The sequence below is a fragment of the Aureibacter tunicatorum genome (genome assembly GCF_036492635.1).
Classification (GTDB): domain Bacteria; phylum Bacteroidota; class Bacteroidia; order Cytophagales; family Cyclobacteriaceae; genus Aureibacter; species Aureibacter tunicatorum.
The window spans coordinates 4,496,048-4,523,039 of record NZ_AP025305.1 but is presented as its reverse complement, the minus strand read 5'-3'; the positions used below and the strand labels follow the sequence as shown (position 1 = coordinate 4,523,039).

Genomic DNA, 26,992 nt, shown 5'->3' with positions numbered 1-26,992 from the left:
TTAAGAAGAGCTCGTAATTGAAAAGAAGTGGAATGATAAGGTGAAGCTCTGAATATTTTTTAAAATAAATCAACTCATGCAGGTTGATGGTAAAACGTACTTTTTATGAATAGTTTATTAAAAATAGTAATAAGCTGTTTGATGATAGCGTTGGGGGTCGCTAACAATAGCGCGATTGCTCAGGGGAAAATTCAAATAGAGGGAAGCACTAAATCCAAATCAGGCGAGGAGTTGATTGGAGTGACAGTGTTGGAAAAGGGAACGACGAATGGTACTGTATCGGATTTTGAAGGAAATTTTACTTTGGAAGTGTCCGAGGGTTCTAGCATTGAAATAAGCTATGTGGGTTTTGAAACTATGGTTTTGCCTGTGGGTAATCGTCGAAAATTCGATGTGGAGCTGAAAGAAGATGTTAAGATGTTGGATGAGCTCGTTGTGGTAGGTTACGGGACAATGAGGAAGAACGATTTGACAGGGTCCGTAGCTTCTATCAAAACGGAGGAGATAAAGTCCATAGCTGCAGCTTCGCTGGATCAAGTGATGCAAGGTATGGCTGCGGGGGTTCAGATTACACAATCTTCAGGTCAGCCAGGTGCTTCTACTTCAGTTAGAATCAGAGGTACAACTTCAATTAATGGAAGTAATGAACCGTTGTATGTAATTGATGGTGTGCCGATCATCACAGAGCCGGGGGAAATGAGCACTGGAGCGTCAAAAGGAGGTACATTGAATCCATTGGCGTCAATAAGCCCTAATGATATTGAATCGATTGAAGTGTTGAAGGATGTGTCGCAGACAGCAATCTATGGTGCTAGAGCGGCAAATGGTGTGATTTTGATCACGACCAAAAAAGGTTCGCAAGGAAAGACAGTGTTTTCATTAGACTCTTATTATGGTGTTCAGCAAGTCGCGAAAAAGATGGACATGCTAAATGCTCGACAGTTAGCGGAATTGGGCAACGAAGCGACTGACAATGCGAATTTGCCTAGAAACCCTATCTTTGCCAGCCCGATTTCTCTTGGAGAGGGAACGGATTGGCAAGATGAGATTTTCCAATTGGCTCCTATGCAAAACTATCAATTATCGGCCTCCGGAGGAAATGCATCTACTAGATATTCCATTTCTGGGGGATTCTTTAGCCAAGAAGGTGTGATTGTAGGCTCCGAGTATACTAGAGGGAACTTTAGGACATCTTTGGATCATGATGTGAATGAGAGATTGACGATAGGAACTAATGTGACTTATTCCAGAGGTCAATCAAATGGTGTTGTGACAGCTACTGGTGAAGGTGGTTTAGGTGGCGCGGGCGTTGTGACCTCAGCGCTAAGCTTTAACCCGGCTTTGCCTGTTAGAGATGCCAATGGTGATTACATTTTTCAGGATAACTTAACGAGTAGCCCTCCAGGCAACCCTGTGGAGGATGCTAGAAGAAATTTAAATAATTCGGTGAACAATAGATTCATAGGTAGCTTGTATCTGGATTATAAAATATTGGATGGTTTGTCATTCAAGACAAGTTTGAGTGGCGACGCTTATTTCAATAAAGACATGCAGTTTGTTCCAAACGACATCAAAAGGGGAGAGCAAACGAGAGGACAGGCAACGCATGGTTATGTGAATGGACATACTTGGGTATGGGAAAATGTGGCAACTTATGTGAAGCAAATAAATGAAGATCATAGAGTAAACTTCGTCGCTGGACACTCCATGCAGGCGTTTAGATCCGATGCGACTGTCGTTTCCACGAATGATTTTGATGATAACCGCTTGACTTATCATGCTTTGCAGGCTGGAAAATTAAAAGGACTATCTATATCAGAATCGAATGCTTGGCAGATGCAATCGTTTTTTGGTAGATTCAATTACGCATTGAAAGACAGGTATATTTTCACTGGTACTGCTCGTGTGGATGGATCTTCGAAATTTGGAGTGAATAATAAATATGGGTTCTTTCCTTCAGGAGCGGTAGCTTGGAGGATTTCTGAGGAGCCATTCTTTGAGAATATTAGTAAAATCAATGAATTGAAATTGCGTGGTAGTTACGGTGTGACAGGTAACCAAGGGATTCCGGCATATAGCGCTCAAGGAAGACTGGAAATAACAACGGCTTATTTGAACAACCAATCGCCGATTACAGGTTCTGGATTATCAAGTTTGGCAAATCATGACTTAAGATGGGAAAGAACGACTCAAGCCAATATTGGTATGGATATGGGCCTATTGGATGACAGAATTCAAATAACTTTTGATTATTATAAGAAGTATACTTCCGACTTGTTGCTGAATACGCCATTGCCGTATTACACAGGTTTCAAATGGGCTTATATGAATGTTGGAGACATGGAGAATCAAGGTATTGAACTTTCCATATCAAGCTTTATCGTTGATTCGAAAAAATTTCAATGGAATGCGGACTTCAACATTTCCAGAAATACAAATATGGTGACAAACCTAGGAAGACTTGGCCAGGATGGAATTCCTTCAGAACCGATGTTGGGGATAACTGGATGGTCTAGAATTACCGAAGGGAAATCCATAGGAACATTCTACGGTTATGTGGATGATGGAATAGTTCAGTTGAATGATGATTTGGCTTCGACGCCGAACTTTAGAGGTTCGAGACTTCAACCGGGTGATAGAAAGTACAAGGATATCAATGGAGATGGAGTAATCGATGAAGACGATATCGTGGAGATTGGCAATGCGATTCCTGATTTTACTTTTGGTTTCACCAACAACTTTAGATATAAGAATTTTTCATTAATGGTCTTTATTCAAGGATCTTATGGCAATGATATGGTTAATTTCAACAAGTTCAATCTCGAAAATTATTCAGGAACAACGAATGCTTCCACATCCGCATTGAATAGATGGACGCCAACAAACCCTACGAATGACCAACCTCGCGCGAATGCCTCGCCGCCAGTGAATGTGCTTTCGACGGCTCAAGTGGAAGACGCGTCTTATTTGAGAGTAAAGAATGTGAAGTTTGGATATGATTTGCCGGAATCATTGCTGGAGAAGCTGGGTGTGAATAGATTCCATGTTTATGCAAGTGTGCAAAATTTGCTTACATGGACCAAGTACTCAGGTTTTGACCCTGAGGTTAGCATGTTCTCGGGAGTATCTAGTTTGGGAGCGGATTATGGATCTTATCCTATGGCGAGAACTTATTTACTTGGCGTAAATGTTTCATTTTAGATTATTGAGAGCTATGAAAGCGATTGTCAAAATATTTTTAGGTATAATGATTTGTCTTTCTTCATGTTCATTTTTGGATGAGGAAGTGATTAGCGAGATCACCGAGGACAACTACTATCAAACACAAGAAGATGCTGTGGCGGCTGTAAATGCATTGTATGACTATATCAGTGTGGGGAACTCGCCATTGTGGGGAGGAGAGTTTGGAGGTGTGTATTATAATGATTATTGGATCATACAAGGCTTGTGTTCCGATGAGATGAGGACAGCTTCGCCTCCGGGTTCGCCTTATTATCAGCTTTCGGATTTTTCATTCAATAGCAGTAATATCGCTATTGAGAAAGTTTGGAAAGATGCTTACAAAACGATCAATAATGCTAATGTCGCTTATGAGAAGATTCCTCCTATTTCGATGGATGAATCAATGAAAAAAAGGCTCTTGGGCGAGGTAACTTTCTTTAGGGGGATGTTGTATTTCGATTTGGTGAGAATGTATGGAGACTTGCCGTTGAAGTTGGAGTATACTAAAAGTGTTGATGATATTGAAATCGAGAGAAGTTCGAGCGCCGATGTGTATGAGCAAATTGAGCTTGATCTGAGACAGGCTATGAGTGATTTGCCGGATAGTTATACAGGAGGAGATGTAGGGCGATGCACTTCAGGAGCGGCTAAAACTTTATTAGCCAAAGTGCTTTTGACGCAAGGAAAGTATGGCGAAGCTCTTGAGCTTTTAAGAGAAATCATTCATGCAGGCAGATATACTCTTTTCAATGACTTCCAAGAGGTATTCAAAATTTCCAATGCGAATACAAGAGAAATTATTTTCTCTGTGCCATTCAGCAACACGATGAGTCAAGGCTGGAAAGGCAGCCAATTCAATGTGCAATTGCTTCCTGCAGGATTGAATAATGGAAGCGAAGGTCCTGAAAATGCTCAGGGATGGCAAAGACCGACTGTGGACTTGTACGAAAGCTATGAACTTAGGGACAGAAGAAGAGCTGTGACATTTATCACTAGCTATGAGTATAGCGATGGATCTATGGAGACATTTGATCCTCATATTTCCAAATGGTGGGACAGGGATGCTGAGCCAAGAGGAAATCAATCAGATCAAGATTATATTTACTTAAGATACGCGGATGTCTTGTTGATGGCCGCTGAAGCGATCAATGAGTTGAACGGTGGACCAACGGGCGAGGCTTATGAATATATCAACCAGATCAGGAGAAGAGCGCGATTTGACGGCGTTCAGGAATGGGATATTTTGAGAGACCTGTCGGGCTTGTCCTATCCGGAGTTTAAGGAAGCTGTGCTTGAAGAGAGAAGACATGAGTTCGTTGCGGAAGGGCATAGATGGTTTGATCTTGTTCGAAATGATAAATTGGTCGAGAAAGTTCTAGTGAATTCTGAAAAGGATGACGCATTGGTAGCGGATTATCATAATCTATTACCTGTGCCGCAAAGAGATAGAGAGTTGAATAGCCGTTTGACTCAGAATCCGGGTTATTAGTGGTTTTTTAGAGAAATTCTGAAACGAGAAAATTTTTTAGCTATGCATACTATTGGGTTGGATCTTGGAGGTACCAAGATAAAGATAGGCTTGATTCGATCAGGACAAATTATAGAAGAAAGGGAACTTGATTCGCATTCAGACAAAGGACTGGAAGACAAGTTGCCGGAGTTGAAAGAAGTGATTGATGATTTGTTGACAAGCAATGGCGTGCTTGATTTCAGTGGCATAGGAGTGTCTATCCCAGGAATTGTGGATGTCAAAGAAGCTAGGCTTTTGACAATCAACGACAAGTATAATGATGCCGTTTCCATGGATTTGAGGCTTTGGGCATGGAGAAATTGGTCCAAACCGCTTTTTATGGATAATGACGCCCGATGCGCCATGGTTGGCGAGTGGAAATATGGAGCGGCCCAAGGTTTTGACGATGTGGTGATGATGACATTGGGCACGGGCATTGGCACTTCAGCAGTTGTTGGAGGCGAACTTATGCGAGGCAGCCATTTTAGAGGAGGTATTCTAGGAGGACACATTAGCTTGAAGTATGATGGCTTGCAGTGCAATTGCGGAAATGTCGGTTGCGCTGAGGCTGAGGCTTCTTCTTGGAATTTGCCGAATATCATCAGAAGCGTATTGCCTGAAAGCATAGCTGAAGAATATGTAGACCATGATTTTTACCAATTGTTCCTTAAATATCGTAGAGGAGATGCAGGAGCCGTTAAAGTTGTCGATCATTGCATCATGGTGTGGAGCACCGCTTTGGCGAATTTGGTATATGCCTACGATCCTAAGATAGTAGTCATTGGCGGAGGAATCATGAAGAGCGCAGACATTATTATTCCCAAAATAAAACAAAACTTGGCCGATAAAGGATGGTTTGACTTTGAGCAACTATTGATAGCACCGGCCGAGTATGTGCATGCTTCGGCGTTGTTAAGCGCTGAGTATTTTTTGAATCAACAAGAAAAAGTCGAGGAGATATGTTAACTATTGAAGAAAGCAGAGTGAAGTACGCAAAGAAGTCTAATTATGATAAGCTTCCCAATGTGGAATTGAATACCAATGACGAAATATTCAAAGGTTGGCCGGTAATTGTTGATGAGATAAAAAAAACTCTCAATAAAAATGCGAAGAATATTATTGTTGTGGAAACCTATCAAGGCGTGTTGCATGAGGAGCTGATCGAAGGCCTGCAAGGATTGGAGCCTGCTGTGTTTGTCAATACGATGGACCTATTCAAAGACGAGGATGCGATCAAGGACATGACTTGGAAGGATGTTACTGACGACAGGGTTTTTGGGTATATGACTCGCTTGGATATTCAGGATTTCTTTGATGCCGACCAACGATCATCTGGAGTGGATTTGATAGAGTCGGCTGGAGGAGATGTGTTGGTGTATGGACCGGGAGCTTCTTCATTGGTTGAAAAACCAACAGTATTGCTTCATGTAGACATGGCTCGTTGGAATATCCAATTAAGAATGAGAGCTAATAAAGTGACAAACCTTGGGATGTCGAATTCAGAAGAGGCATTCTCCGAAATGTATAAGAGAGGCTTTTTTGTTGATTGGAGAGTTTGCGATAGAGTAAAGAAAGATATTTATTCCAAAGTAGATTATTTCTTGGATACCAATATTGAAGAGAATCCTAAGATGCTTAGCGGTCAGGCAATTCGCCAAGGGTTGGACGAAACAGCGAAACGACCGTTTAGAGTAGTGCCTTTCTTCGATCCGGGACCTTGGGGCGGGCAGTGGATGAAAGATGTTTGCGATTTGGATCGAGAAGTGGATAATTTCGCTTGGTGTTTTGATTGCGTGCCGGAAGAGAATAGCTTGATGTTCAAGGTAGGTGAAGATACATTTGAAATTCCGTCGGTGAATTTGGTGTTTCAGCAACCAAGAGAGTTGTTGGGAGATGTGGTCTATGCTAGATTTGGAGATGAATTCCCTATACGTTTTGATTTCTTGGATACGATGGAAGGGGGCAACCTAAGCTTGCAGGTTCATCCGACTACAGAGTATATTCAGCAAGAATTTGGGATGAACTATACGCAAGATGAAAGTTATTATATGTTGGATACGGATGAAGAAGCGAGCGTTTATATCGGCGTGAATAAAGGCATCAATCCAAAAGAAATGATTCATCAGTTGCATGAAGCTCAAGCTGGAAATTGCGACTTTGATGCTGATAAATTTGTCAATAAGATTCCAGTGAAGAAACATGATCATATCTTGATTCCTAATGGAACGGTTCATTGTTCGGGAACAGGAGGCATGGTGCTTGAGATTTCTGCCACTCCATACATTTTCACATTTAAACTGTGGGATTGGGGAAGATTGGGCTTGGATGGCAAGCCAAGGCCGATCAATGTGGAAAGAGGCGAGAAAGTGATCAATTGGGATAGAGACGAAGACTTTGTGCAGGAGGAACTTTATAACGACATTCGAAAAGTAGCCGAAGGCGATGGCTGGTTAGAGGAAAGAACTGGATTGCATAAGACCGAATTTATTGAAACCAGAAGGCATTGGTTCTCAAAGCCTGTCATCCATGATACAAATGGAATCGTAAATGTCTTGAACTTGGTAGAAGGGCAGGAAGCAATAGTGGAGAGCCCTACTGACGCTTTCGAGCCATTTGTTGTTCACTATGCGGAGACATTTATCGTTCCGGCGCAAGTGGGACAGTATATTATCAGTCCGTATGGAGAAAGCGAAGGCAAAAAGATCGCAACGATCAAGGCATTTGTGAGAGGCTAGAGGCTATAAGAGCTTTTTGACCAGTACAATTTATTTTTTTGGATAAAATTATTTTTTGAGATGAGTATTGATCAATATAAAGGAGGAGATAGAACATTATTGTTCTGTCTCGTAGCCTCCATGGGAGGTTTTCTGGCAGGGTTTCATTCTGCCGTGATTTCAGGAGCGATTAGCCAGTTGGAATCGTATTTTGAATTGTCGTCCGCAGGCATAGGTTGGGTGATTTCATCCATGCTTTTGGGTTGCGCTTTGGGAGCTTTGGGAGCGGGCAATTTGGCGGAGCAATATGGAAGAAAAAAGGTAATGATGCTTATCGCTGTATTCTTCTTTGCTTCTTCTGCATTAACCGCATATCCACCAAGCTTTTCAGCTTTGATTTTCGCAAGAATACTAGGTGGACTTGCGATTGGGATGTCTACGGTATTATGTCCAATGTATATTTCGGATATTTCCGACAATGAATCGAGAGGGAAGATGGTGTCTTTGTTCCAAATGGGAATGGTAGTGGGAATTTTGATTACCTATATTTCCAATTCTTATATTTCTGGATTGGGAACTGATTCTTGGCAACTTCAGACAGGCTGGAGAATGATGTTTTTGGTTGAATTATTGCCTGCTTTGGCTTTTGGCTTGGCATTGATAGTATTGCCTGAATCTCCAAGGTGGCTTATCTCGAAATCAAGGAAAAAAACGGCTTTGACGGAACTTAGGAAGATCAAAAGGGAAAAGTTTGTTAAAAGCGAGTTTGAGGAAATGTTAAGCAGCAGTTCAGCGGAAAATAATCAAGAGGATTCAAGTTGGAAGACATTGTTTCATGCCAGATACAGAACGATTGTTATCTGTGGCTTGATATTGGCCGTTTTTTCCCAGACTACGGGGATCAATGCTATTTTGTATTATGCTCCTGAGATTTTCAAGAAGCTTGGAGGCGGATCTGAGATGGCTATGATGCAAACTGTGGGCATTGGCTTGATCAATTTTGCATTTACTATATTGGCGATTTGGCTTATTGATAAAGCCGGGAGAAGATTTCTTTTGTTGCTTGGGTCAATAGGGATGAGTGTTTCTTTAGGTTGCGTTACTTTCTGCTTTTACTCAGGCATGCAAGAAAGCATTCTTGTGTTTATCTCGATTTTGGCATTCATTGCATTTTTCGCGATTTCCTGGGGACCTGTGACCTTTGTGCTTATCTCGGAGATTTTTCCTCAAAGCATTAAATCCAAAGCGATGTCTTTGGCTGTGCTGAGTTTGTGGACAGCGGTATTTGTGGTGTCGCAGTTGTTCCCAATGTTGCTGGAAAGCGCGGGGGAAATGATAACCTTTGGCATTTTTCTAGGCTCAGCGGTATTGTCGTTGATGTTTGTATGGAAATTCATTCCTGAGACGAAAGAGAAGTCATTTAAGGAAATTGAAAAAGAATGGACTAAACAAGATGGCCAAGTAAAGCAGAATCTTAAGACTGCAGTTTCTTAATCATTTTAAATGCAAAGCTATGCGTAGTTTAATTGTCGCCATATTGGCTTTTTTATGCGGATTGCAAGCGCCGGCTTTTGGATTGGAAATGTCTGATTACTACTCCAGTGGCATGGTTTTGCAAAGAGGTGAGGTTAATGTCATTAAAGGCAAAGCTCGTCCCGGCAGTAAAGTGTCGGTTTGCCTTGACGGAAGCAGAGTTGCTCGAACGAGTGTAGATGGAAAAGGGGATTGGCAATTGTCTTTGCCTCCCCAGAAAGCTGGAAGGAATCATTTAATATCGATCAGCAACGATGGAAAAAGCATAGAGTTGGAAGATGTTGCTTTTGGCGATATTTGGCTTTGCGCGGGACAATCGAATATGGAGTATTCTGTGGGCATGTTTCCGTATGCCGATCAAGTGGCAAAATCCGCCGATTCAAAAGATATCAGATTCTTCAATGTGGAGAGCAGAATGGATGGACTTCCTCGCAAGGATATCGCTGGCGAAGGTTGGCTCTATGCCACAGGTGATCGAGTGAAAGACTTGAGCGCTGTCGGATACTTTTTTGGAAAGAATTTGTCGGATTCGCTTGACGTGCCTGTTGGTCTTATTTCAGTGAACTGGAGCGGAACCGCTATCGAGCCTTGGATGTCAAAAGAAGCATTGGAGAAGTTTCCAGAATTTCAGGGAGTGCTTGTGAATTCTCAAGACAAGTATTTTGAGGAAGTAGAACAAGCGTTTTCAGTATTTAGGAAAGACTGGGATGACAAACATTATTTGAAAGGCGAGGGATTGAATGAAAAGTGGTATTCGCCGATTCATGATTTCTCGGAATGGAAGCCGATAAATTTACCCGCTTATTGGGAAAATGCCGGATTGGAAGATTATGATGGAGCCGTATGGTTCAAAACGTCATTTGATATTCCTGAAGGCTTCGAAGGAGATACTTTATTGTTGGACTTGAATCTTATCGATGACTATGATATCGCTTGGGTCAATGGGTTAAAGGTAGGAGAAACATTTGGCAATAAAGTTTGGAGGCATTACAAGGTCGCTACTGATGACCTTAAAGCTAAAGGCAATGTGTTAGTTCTTAGAGTATTTGACATTGGCGATAATGGCGGTTTGAATTTTCATCCATTATTCGCTTCGGATATTTTATCTGGTGAATGGGTTTATCAGGAAGACTATAGATTGGAAACGGATGGTTTTGAAGTTCCTGATATTGTCAATGTGAGCCCGTTTAGCTCTATTTCCGTTTTGTATAATGGGATGCTCGCTCCTTTGGCCGATATGAAAATTAAAGGCGTGATCTGGTATCAAGGAGAGTCGAATGTTTCCAGAGCGGCGGACTATGAAAAACTGCTTGAAGCAATGATTGAGGACTGGAGAAGAACATTCTCAAAGCCTGATTTGCCTTTTGCGATTGTTCAACTGGCCAATTTTAATCTTGAGAAGGATTCATACGCGGACAGCGAGTGGGCGGAGTTGAGAGAATCGCAACAACGTGTTTCGGATAAGGTCGAGCAAGTGTGCATGGCGACAGCTATAGATCTTGGAGACGCTTATGATATACATCCGCATAATAAGCAGGAGGTCGGAAGAAGGCTGGCAGAAGGGGTGTTGTCAATGGTTTATGACAGGGGCTCTTGTTATCAACAAGGCCCGAGATTAGAGAAGGTCGAATACAAGGAGAAGAGTGTGATTTTGACCTTTGATCAAGATTTGGAAGTCAAAGGAAAATATGGATATGTAAGAGGATTCGTCTTGTCTGGCGAATCCGGAGAATTTGCTTGGGCAAAAGCGAAATTGCTTGCAAGCAATAAGGTGGAAGTAAGGGCAAATGCGGATGATAGACCATCGGCATTGAGATATCTTTGGGAAGATAATCCCGGAGAGATGAATTTGTATGGAAAAGATAGTGGCTTGCCGGCACATCCCTTCAGGACTGATACTTTGGTGCTGTCGACGGAAGGCAAACATTATGATTTTGATTGATAGTTTTTTAATTGAAGTGGTATGAGATTAAATTTTTTGTTTTGCGCATTGGCTTTGGCCTCAATGTTTTCTTGTCAAAATAGTGATTCTAATAATAGTGGAGTTGAAAAATCTGAGGAATTGACCAACGCCAGCGTTTATATCGACTCGGCATTTACAAAGATGTTCATGTCTGAAGTGGATGGGCAAATTACTGGCGCTGACGGAACTTATTCCATTCCTTTGAGCGATGGAAGATCATTGTTTTTGTTTGGAGACTCATTTTTAGATAAAGTTGTTGATAATACAAGAGAGGAGAAAGATCCTCCATTCATACATAATAGCTTCATGATCTTGGATGGTTTGGATGGAGGCATCAAGCCAATATTCAATACTTTGGATGGACATAACGAGGCTATTGCCGAACCGTTTGCTGATGATCATTGGTATTGGCCGGGAACAGGATTTGAAAAAGACGGTAAGCTATATGTTTTCATGTCTGAGTTTTTCCAGCGAGACCCGAATAGCATTTGGGGCTTTGAATGGTTGTCTACGGATTTATTGGTTTATTCATTGGAGGACTTTTCAATATTGGAAAGATACGATATCCCTTATTCCAATGACAATGGAGTTCATTATGGACATGCGGTGGTTGAAGATGGCGAATTTGTATATATCTACGGGGCTCAAGCTACAGACGAAGGAAATTCAGTAGCTCACGTGGCTAGAGCTAAACAAGGAAGTCTGGAAAAGGATTGGGAGTTTTTCGATGGCAGTGGCTGGAATGACAACCCAATGTCTACACAACCGATGGGAGGCTTGTCTACTGTGCAGATTTCAGAACAGTTCAATGTAGTTAAGATGAAAGATTCTTTCGTATTGTTGACTCAGCAAAGAGGCATAGGCGAACCGGATATTTATACATTCACATCCGATGAGCCTTTCGGTAATTGGGACAATAAGGTCAATATATACAGAACAACCGAGCAAGATGCGGACAGCACTGTGTATACTTACAATGCGATGATACATCCGCAATTGGAGAAAGACGGTAGAATTTTAGTTTCGTACAATGTGAACACGCTAGTGTTTGAAGACTTGTTTACCGACGCAAGCATTTACAGACCAAGATTTATCAGTGTTCCTACTCAGTTGATATTGGGAGACTCAAAATCGGAAAAAATATGAGGGCATTATCGATAGCGATTATTGCAATGTTTGTGAATTTGGCGGCATACGCCACTCCTTCAAACATTGCCCCTCAAGCTAAAGTATCAGCGTCCAGTTACCTATCTGAGGACTTTGGGCCTGATCATGTGATTGATGGGATCATCATGGAAAAAGGCAAAGGAGAATGGGCTTGCAAAGGCTATGTGCACTCTTGGGGAGTGATGTATTTGCCTTGGGTTCAGCTAGATTGGGAAAAGCCAGTCAAAACGAATAAGATTAGGCTTTATGACCGACCTGATATTAATGAGAATTTGATTGGAGGGACTTTGCACTTTAGCGATGGCAGTACTATAAGCGTCACAGCTATTCCAGTGGATGGATCTGCAAAGGAAATCACTTTCCCTACCAAGGAAATCTCTTGGGTGAAATTTGAAGCGACTGATGGTGAGGGCAAAGATATAGGTTTATCGGAGTTTGAGGTTTATCAAGCGCAAGAGGATTTTGAGGATTATGTTAGTTGGGTTGATCCGTATATTGAAACGACCAGAGGCAGATGGTTTTATTGCACTCCGGGAGCTCGGCCATTTGGTATGGTAGCCGCTGCCGCGTATACTCGAAATAAAAATCAAGGAGGTGGAGGTTACAATTACAACTCTATGGAGATAAGAGGTTTCAACCAGATCAATGATTGGATGATTTCGGGTGTGAATATAATGCCTAATGTCGGCGATGTGGAAGTTGGCGGCGGAGAAGAGTCGTGGAAATCGGCTTTCAAGCATGAAAATGAGGTCATCCAACCAGGGTATCATAAACTGTTTCTTGAAAGATACAATGTTTGGACGGAGTATACAGCGACGGAAAGAGTCTCGTTTTATCGAATGAATTATGTGGACGCAGAAGTTGAGCCCCGCATGATCGTTGATCTGGGCAGCAAACTTGGAAATGCGACGATGACGGAAGCAGACCTGAAACAAGTATCTGATCAAAGACTTGTTGGAAGTCTTAAGTCGGTGGATAGATTTTGGGGAGGACCAGATTCCATTGATGTTTACTGCGTGGTTGAATTTGATCATCCGATTCAAGACGCTGATTCTTGGGTTGGCGATGCTTTGACAGAAGGGAAGTCTTCCGTAAAGGGCAATGAAGCTAGGCTCAATTTGAAATTCCAAGAGGGAATAGGAACCTTGAAAATGAAAATAGGCATATCATTCACAAGTGTGGAAAATGCGATCTACAACTTGGAGAATGAACTCAGCCATTGGGATTTTGACAAAGTGAAATCGGAGACTCAGCTTATATGGAATGAAAAGATGGCTAAGATTGATGTGCAAGGCGGTACGATTCCTCAGAAAACTAAATTTTACACCGATTTATGGCATGTGTTGTTAGGAAGGCATATCATCAACGACGCCAATGGATATTATCCTGATTACACGCATGGAGAATATGTTGATAAGAGAACTTCCGTATCCAAGAAAGTTCGCAAACTGCCTATGGATAAGAATGGCAAAGCGAAATTCAACATGTATAGCTTTGATGCCTTGTGGTTGACTCAGTGGAATCTGAATGTGCTTTGGGGACTGGCGTGGCCGGAAGTTTTGGATGATTTCTCAGCTTGCTTGGTTCAATATGCTAAAAATGGAAAGCTATTGCCTAGAGGTGCGTGTGTGGGCGGATACTCGTTTATTATGACAGGAACTCCTGCCTCCAATATGCTTTCAAGTGCTATCATGAAAGACCTTTTGACGAAAGCCAAGCCTGCCGATGCTTTTAAATTGATGAAATCCAATCATTTGCCGGGAGGAATGATGAGTTTTGAAAGTTCCGAGGATTTGGAATTTTATATCAAGAATGGATGGTGCCCTGATAATGCCGGTAAAACGATTGAATGGGCGTTTCAGGATTGGGGATTGGCTCAAGTGGCTGTCAAGCTAGGAAAAAAGTCAGATGCCAGAGAATTTGAAAGACGTTCCAAGGGCTGGAAGCAGATTTTCAGGGAAGATCAAAAACTCTTGTTTCCAAAGACTGCGAACGGACAATGGTTACATGACGATCCTTTGAATGGTTCAGGCTGGATAGAAGCGAATGCTTGGCAAGGCACATGGGGGATTTCTCATGCGATACCTCAATTAGTGGACTTAATGGGAGGCAAGGATCAGTTTTCGGATAAGCTTAATCATGCTTTTGAACAGGCCGAAGGCGATGACTTTGTCTTTGGCTATAGCGATGGCTATGTTAGTTATGCGAACCAGCCGGGTTGTTCCAATGCCCATGTGTTCAGCCATGCGGGCAAGCCTTATTTGACACAGTATTGGGTGAGAAAAGTCAATGAGCAAGCTTATGGAGGAATTACTCCGGATAAAGGCTACGGAGGCCATGATGAAGATCAAGGGCAGATGGGTGGCGTGAGCGCTTTGATGTCGATAGGGTTGTTTGACGTGAAAGGCAGCTTGGAGCAAAAGCCTAAGTATGACATTACAAGTCCTGTGTTCGATCAGATCACTATTCAGTTGAATTCGGATTACTATTCAGGAGAAAGCTTTGTGATCAAGACGCATAACAATAGTAAAGAGAATATGTATATCCAATCGGTTAAGTTGAATGGAGATAATCATGAGGCTTTTCAGTTTAGCCATGACGACTATACAAAAGGAGGTTTATTGGAAATTTGGCTTGGAGATCAACCAAACAAAGATTGGGGCAAACCGCTATAGGTTTTTTTAAAATGCATAACGAAGATTAATTTCCCTTTTAAATTCCCCTTGGAAGGTCAAGCGTATCACTCAGCTTGGCCTTTTTTTGATTTAAATAAAAACTTTATGCAGGATATGGTCGCAATTATTTTTGCGCATATATTGATTATCGTCTAACGAGCTGTCATTAGATCGAAATAGATTGTTAAGTGAAAATAATCGCGATAAATAAAGCTTATTGTCTTGGAGTCTTTTCAGCGGCTTTTTCCAAGTCGAACAAATCGTTAAGAACATCGATAAGAGTCTCTGCCTCGTCTCTTTTACAAGCTGCTTTTAATTGCAATACAGGAAGCTTCATGATTTTTTGGATCATTGACTTGGTTACTTGATCGATCATCTTGGCTTCTTTGTCGCTGGCTTTTTTGAGGTATCGAGCCATCTCTTCTTTTCTGATTTGCTCCAGAGCGTCTTTCATCTTCTTGATGGTAGGAGACACAGTCATCTCCTTGCTCCAGTCACCAAATTCATCCAAAGTCTCTTCGATGATTCGCTCAACATCAGGTATGGAAGCGATTCTTTTTTGAACGGCTTTGTTCGTTTTCTCAGAGATCGTGTCAATGTTTTGAAGCACTACGCCCGGAACAGTCTCCACACCCAATTCTATGCTTCTAGGCACAGAGAGGTCGATGAACATTTTGTATCCCGGAATATTAAGCGATTCCACCATGTTCTTGGTAATGAATGGCGAATCCGCTGCGATAGAGCAGATGATCACATCGCACTCCTGAACAGCTTCTTTCATTCGGCTGAAGTCCATCACTTGATGACCGCATTCTTCCGCTAAAGCTTCAGCTTTCGAGCGCGTTCTGTTCATGATATAAACCTCAGTGCCTTCAGGAACTGTTTCAAGGTTTTTGCATACATCCGTTCCTATTTCTCCTACGCCTAATACTAGGATTTTTGGCGTGATGATTTGACTGGCGAAGTCCTCCGCCATTTCAGCCGCAACATAGGCTACAGAAGCACCTCCATCTCTGAAAGCTGTTTCTTGAGAAACTCTTTTATTGCTATAGAATATGGTATGTAATAATCTGTGCAAAAACGGACCAACGCATTCCTCGTCAGCGCACCATTGGTAGGCTCTTTTGATTTGATTGGAAATCTGAATATCTCCGATCACTTTCGCCTCAAGTCCCATAGATACCCTGAAGAAGTATTTTTGAGCTTCGTAATTATCGTCTATGCAATGGAAAAAAGGTAAAATGCTTGAAGAGTCTGAGTAGCCTTTGTGGATGCATAATAATTTCACCAGTTCCACTGTGCGATCTTCATCTGCGCAATAGTAAAATTCTGTTCTGTTGCACGTGGATAAAATCAACACCTCAGAAATGTCTGTATGCTCCTTGATCATTCTGAGCAGACTTTTGCAGGCTGTTTCATCCAAGGCGACAAGCTCTCGCACTTCTATCGGCGCATGCTTGTAAGAAAGACTGGTGGTTTTAAAATTATTGTACATAGCTTTTCTCCCCTCTCACTTCAAAATTACGTCATTAAAACGTAAATCTTGTGTAAAATTGAGCCATTTAGTATTAATTTAGAATTAATTCAAATAATTGTTTTCCCAAACAAAGAACGTATATGAATTATTTGAACTTGTTCACAAATATCCTTGATAGTGAACATCAAAATCAATGACATTTGTCATATGTTGGTGGTATGGGTGAAAATAAAATCATGTAAGATTTTGACTTTATTCCGAATATTTAGTGATCAACAGGTGTCTTTTGCTTGATTTTTGTCTCAAAATCCGCTGATAAAAAGAAGTTTTTTCCATTTGATAGGGAGGATCGTAGCGTATAATCCCATGGCGATCAAGTACATTAAAATATAGCTTGGAGCTTTCTTTTGCTCATAAACTTTGAGGGCTGTTCCTAATGAAGACTTCATTCCCTTAAGACTCCAAATTTCATCTATGATGAGATGAAGTATATAACCCAGCAAAAAGGCCAATGCCGCGAATTTGACGAATTCATCATCGAATTTTGAGATTTTCAACTCTCTTCGGTAGTTGTTGAGCCAGAGTATCAGGTGTCCGAATAATCCGGAGATCACCATGCCTGCGGGAATCGAGTGAAACAATCCTCTATGCTTCGTGTATTGATTGAATATAGGCTTGATAACATACACGCTCAAGGCCCAGGAACCGCCTATAATCACGACAACATGATAATACTCCACTTTCTTGAAAAGAATAATGGAGCAGATAACGCCAGACAACAGACCGAAATATTTGAAGAATTTTCGGGTGATGATCGCCTTATTGGCATCGATATCGGGAGATAAACTTCCCAAATAAAATAGCAATCCTATAATAATTGCCTCGTTGATATTGAGCTTAAGCAGCTCCACGGAAGCTATGCTTGCGGCTACGCCAGCTACGCCTCCCGCGATGGAATGACCTGTGAACCCTGCCATGCGTGGTGATTGTCTTGACTAATAATTTTAGAATCATACAATATGCCACTAATTTGGTTATATTCACAAATTTTTCAAGCTAAAAGTATTATCAATATTTGAATAGTATATTAATTTATGCGATTAGATTAATTCCTGTAGTTAAAGTTTTTTCAAAACATTGATATTGTCTTCATTGGACAGTTTTCTGGTTTCGGGAGTGTATAGTTTCTCTATGCGGTTTTTGTAGTACTCTATGACCAAATGCCTGCGGAGCTTCATGGTGTTGTTGAGAAAATGGTTTTGCTCTGTAAAGCCTTCGGCAAGCAGTCCGATGGATTGCGGCAGCCACTTCTCAGGGAACATGTTTTCGAATTTTCCGCCTTTTTTGAATAACTCAAGTTCTTCTTGGATCAGATTGAAAGCGCTGTTTCTTCCAGCTTCCGTATGAATGGATTGGTTCATCTCGGCAAGCTTGCGGTTGAGTTTTTCCATATCAGGATAAGCCAAGGCCACTGTGTATGGGTTTTGGCTGTTGTAGAGCATGATTTGCTTGATGTACTCCGAGCGCTCCTCGATAGCTTCTTCGATAGCTTCAGGAGCGTATTTTTCTCCGTCATTATTGATCAGCAAGCTTTTGTATCTGCCTCGGACGTACAAGAAGTTATCCTCATCCAGATACCCCATGTCTCCTGTATGCAACCAACCGTCTTTGATCGTTTCAGCGGTTGCTTTTTCGTTTTTCCAATAGCCATGCATGACATTTTCACCCTTGACGACTATTTCGCCAGTTTGGCCTAGAGGAAGTTCTTTGCCTTGTTCGTCGCAGATTTTGACTTTGAGGTTTTTGACAATATATCCGCTTGAGCCAAGCTTGTGCTTGTGTGGCATATTGGCTGAGATGATTGGCGAGGCTTCGGAAAGACCATAGCCTTGAAACATCGGTATGCCGATGGCATAGAAGAATTTTTGAAGCTCGATATCAAGCAAAGCTCCTCCTCCGATGAAGAATTTCAAATTAGGGCCGAATGAGGCTCTGATTTTTCGGAAAATAAAATAATCGTAGACTTTGTATCGTATGCGATCTGTAAGAGAGCATTTGCTTCCTTTGTTCCAGCCCTCCTTGTTGTACTTGTAGGCGAATTTCATCGCTTGTCGGAAAAAACTCTCTGTGCGTTTTCCTTTGGCGACAATTTCCCTTTCGATATTGTACTTGAAGCTTTTGGCCAATGCTGGCACGCTCAACAGGAATGACGGCGAAATTTCACGAATGTTTTTCGGCACATTTCTTAGCGTATCTATCGCCGTTTTGCCGATCTCCACTGAAGCCATGCTGGCTCCTTTGACGATGATGCCGTATATTCCCGCTGTATGGGCGAACGAGTGATCCAATGGCAATATCAGCAAGGTGCGATATTCTTCTATGTTAGGCATAAGTTCCGCAGCTTGCTCCACATTGGCCGTGTAGTTGCGGTGCGTGAGGATGATGCCTTTAGGATCCGATGTTGTGCCTGATGTATAGCAGATATTGGAAAAATCGTTTTCTTGGACTTGAGACTTTCTATCCTCCAATTGCTGGGGAGTTGATAGATTCAGCGAATTGCCCAAGCTCAGGAGTTCGTTGAATCGCATTTCTCCCGGCATCAATTCGATTTCGTCATCCATTACGATGATTTTTTCCAGCTCAGGCAAGTCTTCTCGCAAAGCGCGTATTTTTTCCAGATGGAAGCTTGAGGCGATTGCGAAACGACACCCTGAATGGTTCAGCCTGAACTTGAGCTCCGAGGGCTCGTTGATTTTGACCGATATGGGCACATTGACGCCGCCGGCGAAGAGTATGCCCAATTCGCTGATCAGCCAATTGCGTTGCCCTTCGGCAATCAAAGCTGTCCTTTCACCTTTTTTCAATCCCAGTTGTATAAGTCCCGCCGCGCAGTTTCTTATCAGCTCATTGAGCTCTTTATATGAAGTAGCCGCGTATTGTCCGTCGCGCTTTTCCCAAAACGCCGGATTGTCAGCGAAGTTTCTAACGCTGTCTTCAAATAAAGCTATAAGAGTTCTATTTCCTTCCATCTTTCAAACTTGAGGCGCAAAATTAAGGCCTTGCAAGAACTATATCAAGAACTTCTCCTCAAAGGTTTATCGTATAAATGGCATTATTTTTCTTTGAATAAATGATTATTCTATGGACATTAGAATTGGCTTTGGCTTTATGGCCCGCCACATAATTTGAAACACATTATATATTTATATTCATCAAATCTACATCCTTAGCTTATGATCAAGTCCATGACAGGATACGGCACAGCCCAATTCGAAAATGAAAATTGTTCCGTGTCTGTTGAGATAAAGTCGCTTAACTCCAAGTACCTCGACGCCAATATCAAGTTGCCGAGGATATTTATGGAAAAGGAAATCGAAGTGAGAAACCTCCTTTCTGAAAAGCTGGAACGAGGAAAGATCGCTTTGATCATCGATTTTTCCAAAAAAGAAGACGACACTCCAAGAGTTGAAATCAACGACGCGCTTTTTAGAAAATATTACGGAGACTTGGAACGATTGGCTGATGATGTGGACGCTCCAAAGCAGGAGCTTTTCAAGCTGGCTTTTCAAATGCCCGAAGTAGCCGTGAGCAAAAAAGACGACGGCAATGCGGAATTATGGCAGAACATACGATCAGCCGTGATCGAAGCCGTTGGCAAATGCGATGAATTTAGAAGACATGAAGGGCAAACGCTGGCAGTGAAGCTGACCGAATACAAGGACAATATCGGAGCCTTGTTGGAAAAAGTGCTTACGTATGAGGATGAGCGTATCGAGACTGTCAAGGCAAGGATATCGCAAAATCTAACCGAGCTGAAGGGAAGAGCGGATGTGGATCAAAATAGATTTGAGCAAGAGTTGATCTACTATATCGAGAAACTGGATATCAGCGAGGAAAAAGTAAGGTTGAGAAGTCATTTGGATTATCTGGATCAAGTGCTTGACGCTCCGAAGTCCAATGGAAAGAAGATCGGTTTCATCGGCCAGGAAATTGGTCGCGAGATCAACACGATCGGCTCCAAGGCGAATCATTCGGAAATTCAACGCATCGTAGTGCAGATGAAGGATGAGCTGGAAAAGATCAAAGAACAAGCGCTTAATGTGCTGTAACGATGTTGCAAATTAATTAGATGATCAAAATAAATTCCCTGTTTTCAAGTATAAAATAGAAGCTTGAAAATAGCGAATTCCCCATTCCGACGGGGGATTAAGGGGGATGTTTTTCTCAATCTCTTAAGAGTTGATATGTCAAAATAATTTTATAGATACTAGACATTATCACGATTGATTTTGATACCATTTTACTTTCCTCTGGAGGAAATACAAAGGAGGACGGTTTAGAAAATCATAAAAAGCTAATCGTGATAAGTAAGACTTATGAAAATAAAAGGGCTGTTTCGCAGCCCTTTTATTATTGCACGAATATCATATTCTTCGATATCCTTTTTTGTCTTGAGAAAACCGAAAATCTATATTTTTTGAATCCTTTGAATGCTATTGAAATTTTGGCCAAAGACTTTGATTATATACAGACCTGATTTGTATGGCCTTAAATCTATTATGCGATGGTTAGACTCAATACGTGTTGTGCTTAATATTTTTCCTTGTGAGTTGTATAAAACGCAGGTTTTATCCTTGGCATTTTTTATGGTAATAAAATCCTCGCATGGATTGGGAAAAATGGCCAATGAATTATCTATTTCAAGTTCTTCAAGAAAATATATTGGAATTGTTCTGTTTTCGCTTTTTAGATCTTTTTCAAAAGAAGAATTCTCGAATTCAATCTCTAATGTATTTGGAAGATTGTTCAGCAAACTTAATTGACCTTGAAATTCCAAAGCAATACTTTTACTGTCGAGTTCTGAAATTGCGAAATCAATGGAATGGCTTTCTGAGCTTGAATTGAATGTTTTGATATGATAGTTAATAGAGCTGTTGAAATTATTATCTCCGTAGATTTTTATTTTATGCAATAATGCTTCTTTGATCATCATGGTTTCGGGATGGTATTTGATAATGACAGGGCTTTCTGTCGAAAGGTATGAATGTTCGATAATTCCTGTTTTGATCAAATTCTCAGTAGACCAAAGGTTTTTGTGCGTGGAAAGTTGGAGCGTTTCTTTCATCTCATTTACTTGCTCTTTTGTGAACATGGAATACTTTGAGGAATATTCCATGAAGTTTTGCCAATTGATATAATTATTGTTGCAGTTGAGTGTTCTACCGTGTTTGATGTCATTGTTTTTGACTTTTGGCGTATCTTTTATTCCATCATCATCATTGAAGTCAAGGCAGCCACCTTCAAAAGTATGCTTGAGGTTAAGCCAATGGCCTAATTCATGAGTAAATACAGATCTGAATTCCTCATCGGTATTTCTGCCAAGGTATCTTCCGTTGTAAACGACTCTTGAAAGCTTTTGATCCGACATGTTTTTATTGGGAAAGAAAGATACTCCCGAATGAGTCAATATGCCGTTGCCATATATGTCATTCATAATGTAAATGTTCAAATAGCTGTAATTATCCCAAGCATAGGAGGCGATTTCTTGATCATAAATGATATCATTGGCAAAGCCTGATTTTATCTCATCGTAAAAAATGACGCCATTGGTTACAGTACCCCAAGGTGTGGCTTTAGCTAATTCAAATCTAATATTAAGACGCTCTTTCAAGTGATCAAATTCTTGATCAATGGATCCGTCAGACCAATCAGAGGACAAGCCTTTGAAATCATCGGAAGTTTTTTCCAAAGCGTCTTTGATGAGATCATAATCTATCGGAGTCATCCCTTTTTCAGGATTGAACACATGCACGACGACAGGAATGATATATTCTCTGTTTGAAGAAGCAATAGGCTTCGCTTTTCGCATAATGCTCAATTCGTGACGCTCTCCGCTAACTTGGCATCGGAGAGGAGGAGTATTGACTTGAGCTATGGATGCATGCTGAAGAAAAAATAAAAGTGTTAATAATAGAGTATGCTTCATTAGCGTATATTATTTGTCAGGAATAAAGCAAGTGTCGCTGGTGGTGAAGAAGCTATGTCTTCTTTTGCTGAACTCCATATAACACCAGTCTCTAAGGCTTTTGGGAATGAAGAGAAATACAGTTAGAAACGACCATGGGCTTTTCAAAATGGAAGCTATCCTTAGCGCAGCGCTTGATTGATCGTATAAGCGATTCTCATTGATGAAAATCAGACTGTTTTTTTGACCTTTGGGAAAAGAGTAGCCATAAGCTTTGAGCAATTTGCCCGCTTCATTGGAATGTAAGGAGAGAAAATCAATATTGTTTTCTCTCTTGTTGTCATTGATGAATTGCATGCTTTTGTTGCAAAAGATGCAATCAGTGTCGAATAGTATGGTATGCTTGTGTTTGGGCATAGGATTTATCGTTTGCTGGTAGGCTTCTTTTAAAGTAGGAGAGTAGAGTCGTCCACTTGCTTTTAAAATCAGGAAGTTTTGCATTGATGATCATTTCCGGAGGTAGAATATATAGAATCAGCGCGCAGGTCATTGTCATGTAAAATGTCACCAGCCCATGAACAAGCATGATCCCAAAGTGAAATAATATGCCAAAGAAGAGGAAGTATTTTTTCTTATTAAATGACATGAAGAGAGTGCCAAATAATAATATTTCAAAAGCTATGGCACCCCAGCTAATGGATTGCACAACTAATGCGTTATTGAGGCTGTGTTCCAACCAACCTCCCGAAAGGGCATCTGATAGGCCAAAAATAGAATTGTTGAACCAGTAATAAACGGCGGTTCCGTCTACCCATTCTTGTACTTTATATAGTTTGTCAATGCCGGCATGAAGGTATATGATCGCAACTTGTATTTTGATAAAGAGAAAGAAAATATACGCAATGTAGTTGGAGAAAGGATTTGATTTATGTTCGATTTTGTTCCAATGATTTTTTCTGTTGTCCAACAAAGTGATTGGAATCAACAATAGGGTTATTGTGGCAGCGATTTGATCTCCGCCCTCGATGATTGCTGCTGATTTGAAAAAACTGAATGTCACCCACCAGTGCAATATGCCTGTGATTCTAGGAAAGTACCCGCTGATCACTGATAAAAGTATTATCGAAGAGATCAGTAATGAGGCCCAGTAATGTTCCAGTCCGAAAATAAAAAAGAGATTGGTTGACTCGATGAATCTGCTGTCCGCGATATTTGCATGGAATAGGTGTTGAGGAAAGAGAATTTCCTTTTCGTTGAAAAGCAAGGTAAGGAACATTCCCAAAGCAAGCACACTGCGGCCTAATCCATAGACATTTGTAAATGGGTTTTTGGAAGAAATGCTTTCAAAAATACTTAGAATTCTGTGAGGAAGGTTGGCTATATTATCCATTGCATTCGATGATTATGAATTTATTAGTGTTTGATTCTATGAGATTGGCCCAGTTCCAAGGGATGAAGTTTTCTTCGACGATGACGTATTTGCCTTTTTTCAAATAGTGAAGAAAATCTGTATTGTTAACTTGATATGCATTTTCAAGTGAAATACTCTTGTCGAAGCCTTTTGACCATTCGGATTCGGAGATTTGGCTTTTGATGATGCTGATTTCCATGAATAGGCTTCTTCCCATTCTGGACAATCCAAAATAATTTTTAATGTCTGAGTTATTTAGCGGAATCTTAATGAGTTGATCATTTTCTACTTCGTATAAGGTCAAATAGTTTTCTCTTGGAGATTTGGTGAAAAATCCCCAACCCTGTGGCACAAGTGCGTTGAGATAATACTTTACGTTGCCGGGCATGCTTATGGCGCTTTTGGGAAAGCTGCTGATGACTACCGAGGCGAATAGCAAGAAGGCCAAAAAGCTTGTGAATATGTAAAAAAACAGCTTAGAATACATGTTAAAAGTATTTAGGAGAATGCGGTAATAAATTAATGAAAAGCGTATTTGTAAAATCACCCCAACGATGGAGTTGAAAACTGACCATCATTGGGGAAATTTTGATGGACTAATAGTTAAGAATTAAATCTTTAACAAGTGATTCCATCAAGTAATCATTGTCTTGGATTTCATTATTAGGACCTGGAGCTCCTTGTTCACCTCTAATAACAGCTACGGCAACAGCGACCACTACTACAGCAATAGCTACAGCTATAGCTACAGGACCTACAACGCATGCATTGCCTCTTGGGCCGTCAATGCTACTTTGGGAAGTATATATGTTGTTGATGTCTTCAACAAGCTTGTTAAGACTGTCTTTGGATTGGATATCATACTGGTTGAAATCGATGCTTGCCGTGATATTGTCCATTTCAGCGTTTTCCTCAAGCTTATGATTCAGCTTGTAAGTAGCGACTGTAAGCAAGTTAGCTGCCTTACCCAAGATTTCTTTGATTGCGTAAGGATCATCGCTTTTGATTGTTTGCTCAAAATTTTCGAAAAATGATGGATCCAAACTCTTGATGACAGCAATAATATTGTCGTTGTTTTCAGCTCTTTTGATCGCTTGCTCAGGCGTTAAGTTCCCCAAGTAAGGAATGTAGTCTGAATAAGTAGGTATTCTTTCGGCAAGATCTTCCGCATCCATCATTAGCGCGGCTCTGAAGATTTCCTCTCCCCCAACTTTAGTCACTGAAGAACTTTCATTTAAAGATGATTGGTTGTTACAGCTTGAAAGCGATACAGTGATGCTGAAGATTAAGCTAAAAATGAAAGCTTGGTTTGAGAAAATTTTTCTTAATTTTTCCATTGTTTTTTTTAGGTTTTAAAAAGTATTTAATTGTTTGATTGTGATGCAATGATAGTTGTGGGAAGTGCATTTATATCGCACCTTATTTTTTTATTCCATTTTTTTCTCATTAGGAAATTGAAAGGGCGATTGATCAAGAAATTCATGAAAAAATCGTGACAAATATTATTGAGTAAGCATGTGTTTAATATTAGTTATTTAGCCTAATAAATAGCGAATTCCACCTTTCGACGGGGGATTAAAGGGATGTTTTTCTCAATCTCTTGAGAGTTGATATGTCAAAATAATTTTAAATAGATACTAGACATTATCACGATTGATTTTGACACCACTTTATTTACCTCTGGAGGAAATACTAAGGAGGATGGTTTAGAAAATCATTAAAAACTGATCGTGATAAACATTGCTTATTAAACTAAAAGGGCTGTTTCGCAGCCCTTATTTTATATCTGAATATGGAAAGCAATCTTTGTTAATAAGGGTGGAATTTTCGTTTGTTTTTTTAATTGAAAACTCCTTATTGCTAATTGAAATTTTATAAAAACGATGAATTAATAATATGTATTATTAATCAACAGCGTATTAAGCCGTTTTTTTAGTCTTCTTGGATGGGGGATTATTTTTTAAATATGAAAAGTGATTTTGAGAATGATTATAATTACAATATGTCACCACTAATTTATAATTTTTCATGATAAATAATTTAAAGTATGTTTTTTATTAATTTTGTTATGTTTTAATCGTTGGTAATTAATCTAAAAATGAAACAAACTAAACAAACAAAACTATTCGCTGTGATCATGATGATCGTGGCAGTGATGGGTACTGCAAGTGCTAAGGATGTTTATGTGACTGAGCATGGCTTTAATGGTACATACAGTAGTGTGCAAGATGCAATCAGGGCAGCAGGGGTTGATGGTAGAGTAATTATTGAAAATCGTACTGATCCGAATAGTGCTTATACGGGTGAAGATATTTTAATACGATCACAAAATATCATTATCATGGCATCTCCTAATGCGATAAGAAGACCCAAATTAGATTTTGATATTACCTATCATGGATCTTATTCAAATTATAACTATACATTGAAATTGATAAATTTAGAGTTAAAAAGTTTGGAACACGTTGAAAATTCTGGTAATAATTATCTAAGATATACTGTTGATTTATATAATTGCATCGTTAATGAAAACCTAACTGTTTTTCAAAAATCAAAAGGTTATTTTGTTAATAATAGTATTAAAGGTGTTTTTACAATAAATAAATCATATAAGGACTTAATTATTGGTAATTATATAAAAAGGTTGGTTAATAATAATACAACATCTGTTTCTAGTTAGTTAATGCTTATTGGGAATGAAATAAAGAGTTTGTATGTGGGAAATTTTATGGCCTCAAGTTGGATTAGAATGCTGGGCAATAAAGTATTTGGTTTGATTAATTTAGAAGGGAATAAAGATTCAAAACTCAAGATTTTAAATAATACATTTATAGTTGAAGACTTTACGTTAAAAGAAGGTGGTAATGGCATAAGCTCAGGAAGTTCATCAGGAACAATTTTAGCTGGTATTGGTACAGTAACGGAATATAAAGACTTCATAAATAATGAATTTGAAATTAAAGCCAAAGGGAGTGTTGAAGGAATGGCTTATATTAATATTTTTGACCAACCTGGGGTTGCGAGTTATAATCATATCCAAGTGGATTATGCAGATGTGAGCAAAATAACGATTCGAAATAAAGGATCTCAATCTACAGAAGGAGCAGAATTAGTCAAAAATCAAGGACATCCTGAAGCTACCTATTCGAATATAGACCGTACTCGCAATACTCAAGGAAAGTCTGGCGGACCATTTCCATTTGAGATGTATTATCATCCGGCAGGTACTGAATTTGAAACTAATCTGCCTACCGCTTTTTTTATTGATATGATAGAGAATAATAAATTCTTGCCGGGAGTTATCATAGATATCGAAGCTGGAGCTAAAACAGGGAAGTAATAGCTTATGAACTTT

19 protein-coding genes are annotated in these 26,992 nt (G+C 40.2%); 11 read left to right on the top strand and 8 right to left on the bottom strand.

The features are described 5' to 3' along the window. The first annotated feature begins 105 nt into the window (after window positions 1-105). From AABK36_RS19035 to AABK36_RS19000, 8 genes are read left to right on the top strand one after another with little or no spacing between them, the layout of a single operon-like run. Window positions 106-3,201 (top strand): SusC/RagA family TonB-linked outer membrane protein, encoded by a 3,096-nt coding sequence (locus tag AABK36_RS19035; protein WP_309936743.1) that lies wholly within the window; start codon window positions 106-108, stop codon window positions 3,199-3,201. Beyond that, on the top strand, window positions 3,188-4,711 hold the full coding sequence (locus AABK36_RS19030) for a RagB/SusD family nutrient uptake outer membrane protein (protein ID WP_338390298.1): 1,524 nt from the start codon (window positions 3,188-3,190) through the stop codon (window positions 4,709-4,711). Before AABK36_RS19035 ends, AABK36_RS19030 begins: the two co-directional genes overlap by 14 nt. A 42-nt stretch (window positions 4,712-4,753) precedes the next feature. Beyond that, a complete protein-coding gene (locus AABK36_RS19025; RefSeq protein WP_309936741.1) occupies window positions 4,754-5,698 on the top strand; it encodes an ROK family protein in 945 nt (314 codons plus the stop codon). Further along, entirely contained in the window at window positions 5,692-7,467 is a 1,776-nt protein-coding gene (locus AABK36_RS19020) for a class I mannose-6-phosphate isomerase (RefSeq protein WP_309936740.1), read from the top strand. The genes AABK36_RS19025 and AABK36_RS19020 overlap by 7 nt, the downstream gene beginning before the upstream one ends. Before the next feature lie 60 nt (window positions 7,468-7,527). Next, complete coding sequence (locus AABK36_RS19015; RefSeq protein WP_309936739.1) at window positions 7,528-8,940, top strand: sugar porter family MFS transporter; 1,413 nt, start codon at window positions 7,528-7,530, stop codon at window positions 8,938-8,940. Between the two features lie 19 nt (window positions 8,941-8,959). Continuing rightward, window positions 8,960-10,921 (top strand): sialate O-acetylesterase, encoded by a 1,962-nt coding sequence (locus tag AABK36_RS19010; protein WP_309936738.1) that lies wholly within the window; start codon window positions 8,960-8,962, stop codon window positions 10,919-10,921. Window positions 10,922-10,942: 21 nt separating this feature from the next. Beyond that, window positions 10,943-12,088 (top strand): hypothetical protein, encoded by a 1,146-nt coding sequence (locus AABK36_RS19005; protein WP_309936735.1) that lies wholly within the window; start codon window positions 10,943-10,945, stop codon window positions 12,086-12,088. After that, window positions 12,085-14,784 (top strand): GH92 family glycosyl hydrolase, encoded by a 2,700-nt coding sequence (locus tag AABK36_RS19000; RefSeq protein WP_309936734.1) that lies wholly within the window; start codon window positions 12,085-12,087, stop codon window positions 14,782-14,784. Before AABK36_RS19005 ends, AABK36_RS19000 begins: the two co-directional genes overlap by 4 nt. Before the next feature lie 214 nt (window positions 14,785-14,998). Here AABK36_RS19000 and hemA read toward each other — a convergent pair whose 3' ends face one another. From hemA to AABK36_RS18985, 3 genes are all read right to left on the bottom strand, one after another. After that, window positions 14,999-16,279 (bottom strand): glutamyl-tRNA reductase, encoded by a 1,281-nt coding sequence (hemA, locus tag AABK36_RS18995; RefSeq protein ID WP_309936733.1) that lies wholly within the window; start codon window positions 16,277-16,279, stop codon window positions 14,999-15,001. A 284-nt stretch (window positions 16,280-16,563) separates the two neighbouring features. Next, the gene (locus tag AABK36_RS18990; protein WP_309936732.1) at window positions 16,564-17,238 is read right to left on the bottom strand and encodes a metal-dependent hydrolase; all 675 of its coding nucleotides are present in this window, start codon (window positions 17,236-17,238) and stop codon (window positions 16,564-16,566) included. 141 nt (window positions 17,239-17,379) lie between these two features. Next, window positions 17,380-19,290, bottom strand: coding sequence for an AMP-dependent synthetase/ligase (locus AABK36_RS18985; protein WP_309936731.1), 1,911 nt, complete (start codon window positions 19,288-19,290; stop codon window positions 17,380-17,382). Between the two features lie 204 nt (window positions 19,291-19,494). On the opposite strand from AABK36_RS18985, the gene AABK36_RS18980 reads away from it, so the two are divergent. Further along, the gene (locus AABK36_RS18980; RefSeq protein ID WP_309936729.1) at window positions 19,495-20,370 is read left to right on the top strand and encodes a YicC/YloC family endoribonuclease; all 876 of its coding nucleotides are present in this window, start codon (window positions 19,495-19,497) and stop codon (window positions 20,368-20,370) included. Window positions 20,371-20,729: 359 nt separating this feature from the next. Here the strand turns inward: AABK36_RS18980 and AABK36_RS18975 are convergent, their stop codons facing one another. From AABK36_RS18975 to AABK36_RS18955, 5 genes are all read right to left on the bottom strand, one after another. Beyond that, window positions 20,730-22,247 (bottom strand): zinc-dependent metalloprotease, encoded by a 1,518-nt coding sequence (locus AABK36_RS18975; protein ID WP_309936728.1) that lies wholly within the window; start codon window positions 22,245-22,247, stop codon window positions 20,730-20,732. A 9-nt stretch (window positions 22,248-22,256) separates the two neighbouring features. Continuing rightward, a complete protein-coding gene (locus AABK36_RS18970) occupies window positions 22,257-22,643 on the bottom strand; it encodes a thiol-disulfide oxidoreductase DCC family protein (RefSeq protein ID WP_309936727.1) in 387 nt (128 codons plus the stop codon). Continuing rightward, on the bottom strand, window positions 22,606-23,616 hold the full coding sequence (locus AABK36_RS18965) for a sporulation-delaying protein SdpB family protein (RefSeq protein WP_309936726.1): 1,011 nt from the start codon (window positions 23,614-23,616) through the stop codon (window positions 22,606-22,608). Before AABK36_RS18965 ends, AABK36_RS18970 begins: the two co-directional genes overlap by 38 nt. After that, window positions 23,609-24,124 carry an SdpA family antimicrobial peptide system protein gene (locus AABK36_RS18960; protein ID WP_309936725.1) on the bottom strand — a complete coding sequence of 172 codons (516 nt, stop codon included), beginning with the start codon at window positions 24,122-24,124 and terminating at the stop codon, window positions 23,609-23,611. The genes AABK36_RS18965 and AABK36_RS18960 overlap by 8 nt, the downstream gene beginning before the upstream one ends. A 109-nt stretch (window positions 24,125-24,233) precedes the next feature. Further along, window positions 24,234-24,974: a sporulation delaying protein family toxin gene (locus tag AABK36_RS18955; protein ID WP_309936724.1), complete on the bottom strand. Its 741-nt coding sequence runs from the start codon at window positions 24,972-24,974 to the stop codon at window positions 24,234-24,236. Window positions 24,975-25,735: 761 nt separating this feature from the next. Here AABK36_RS18955 and AABK36_RS18950 point away from each other — a divergent pair. Together AABK36_RS18950 and AABK36_RS18945 are read left to right on the top strand one after the other, a co-directional pair. After that, the gene (locus tag AABK36_RS18950) at window positions 25,736-26,317 is read left to right on the top strand and encodes a hypothetical protein (RefSeq protein ID WP_309936723.1); all 582 of its coding nucleotides are present in this window, start codon (window positions 25,736-25,738) and stop codon (window positions 26,315-26,317) included. 36 nt (window positions 26,318-26,353) lie between these two features. Beyond that, the gene (locus AABK36_RS18945) at window positions 26,354-26,977 is read left to right on the top strand and encodes a hypothetical protein (RefSeq protein ID WP_309936722.1); all 624 of its coding nucleotides are present in this window, start codon (window positions 26,354-26,356) and stop codon (window positions 26,975-26,977) included. The last annotated feature ends 15 nt before the right edge of the window (window positions 26,978-26,992 follow it).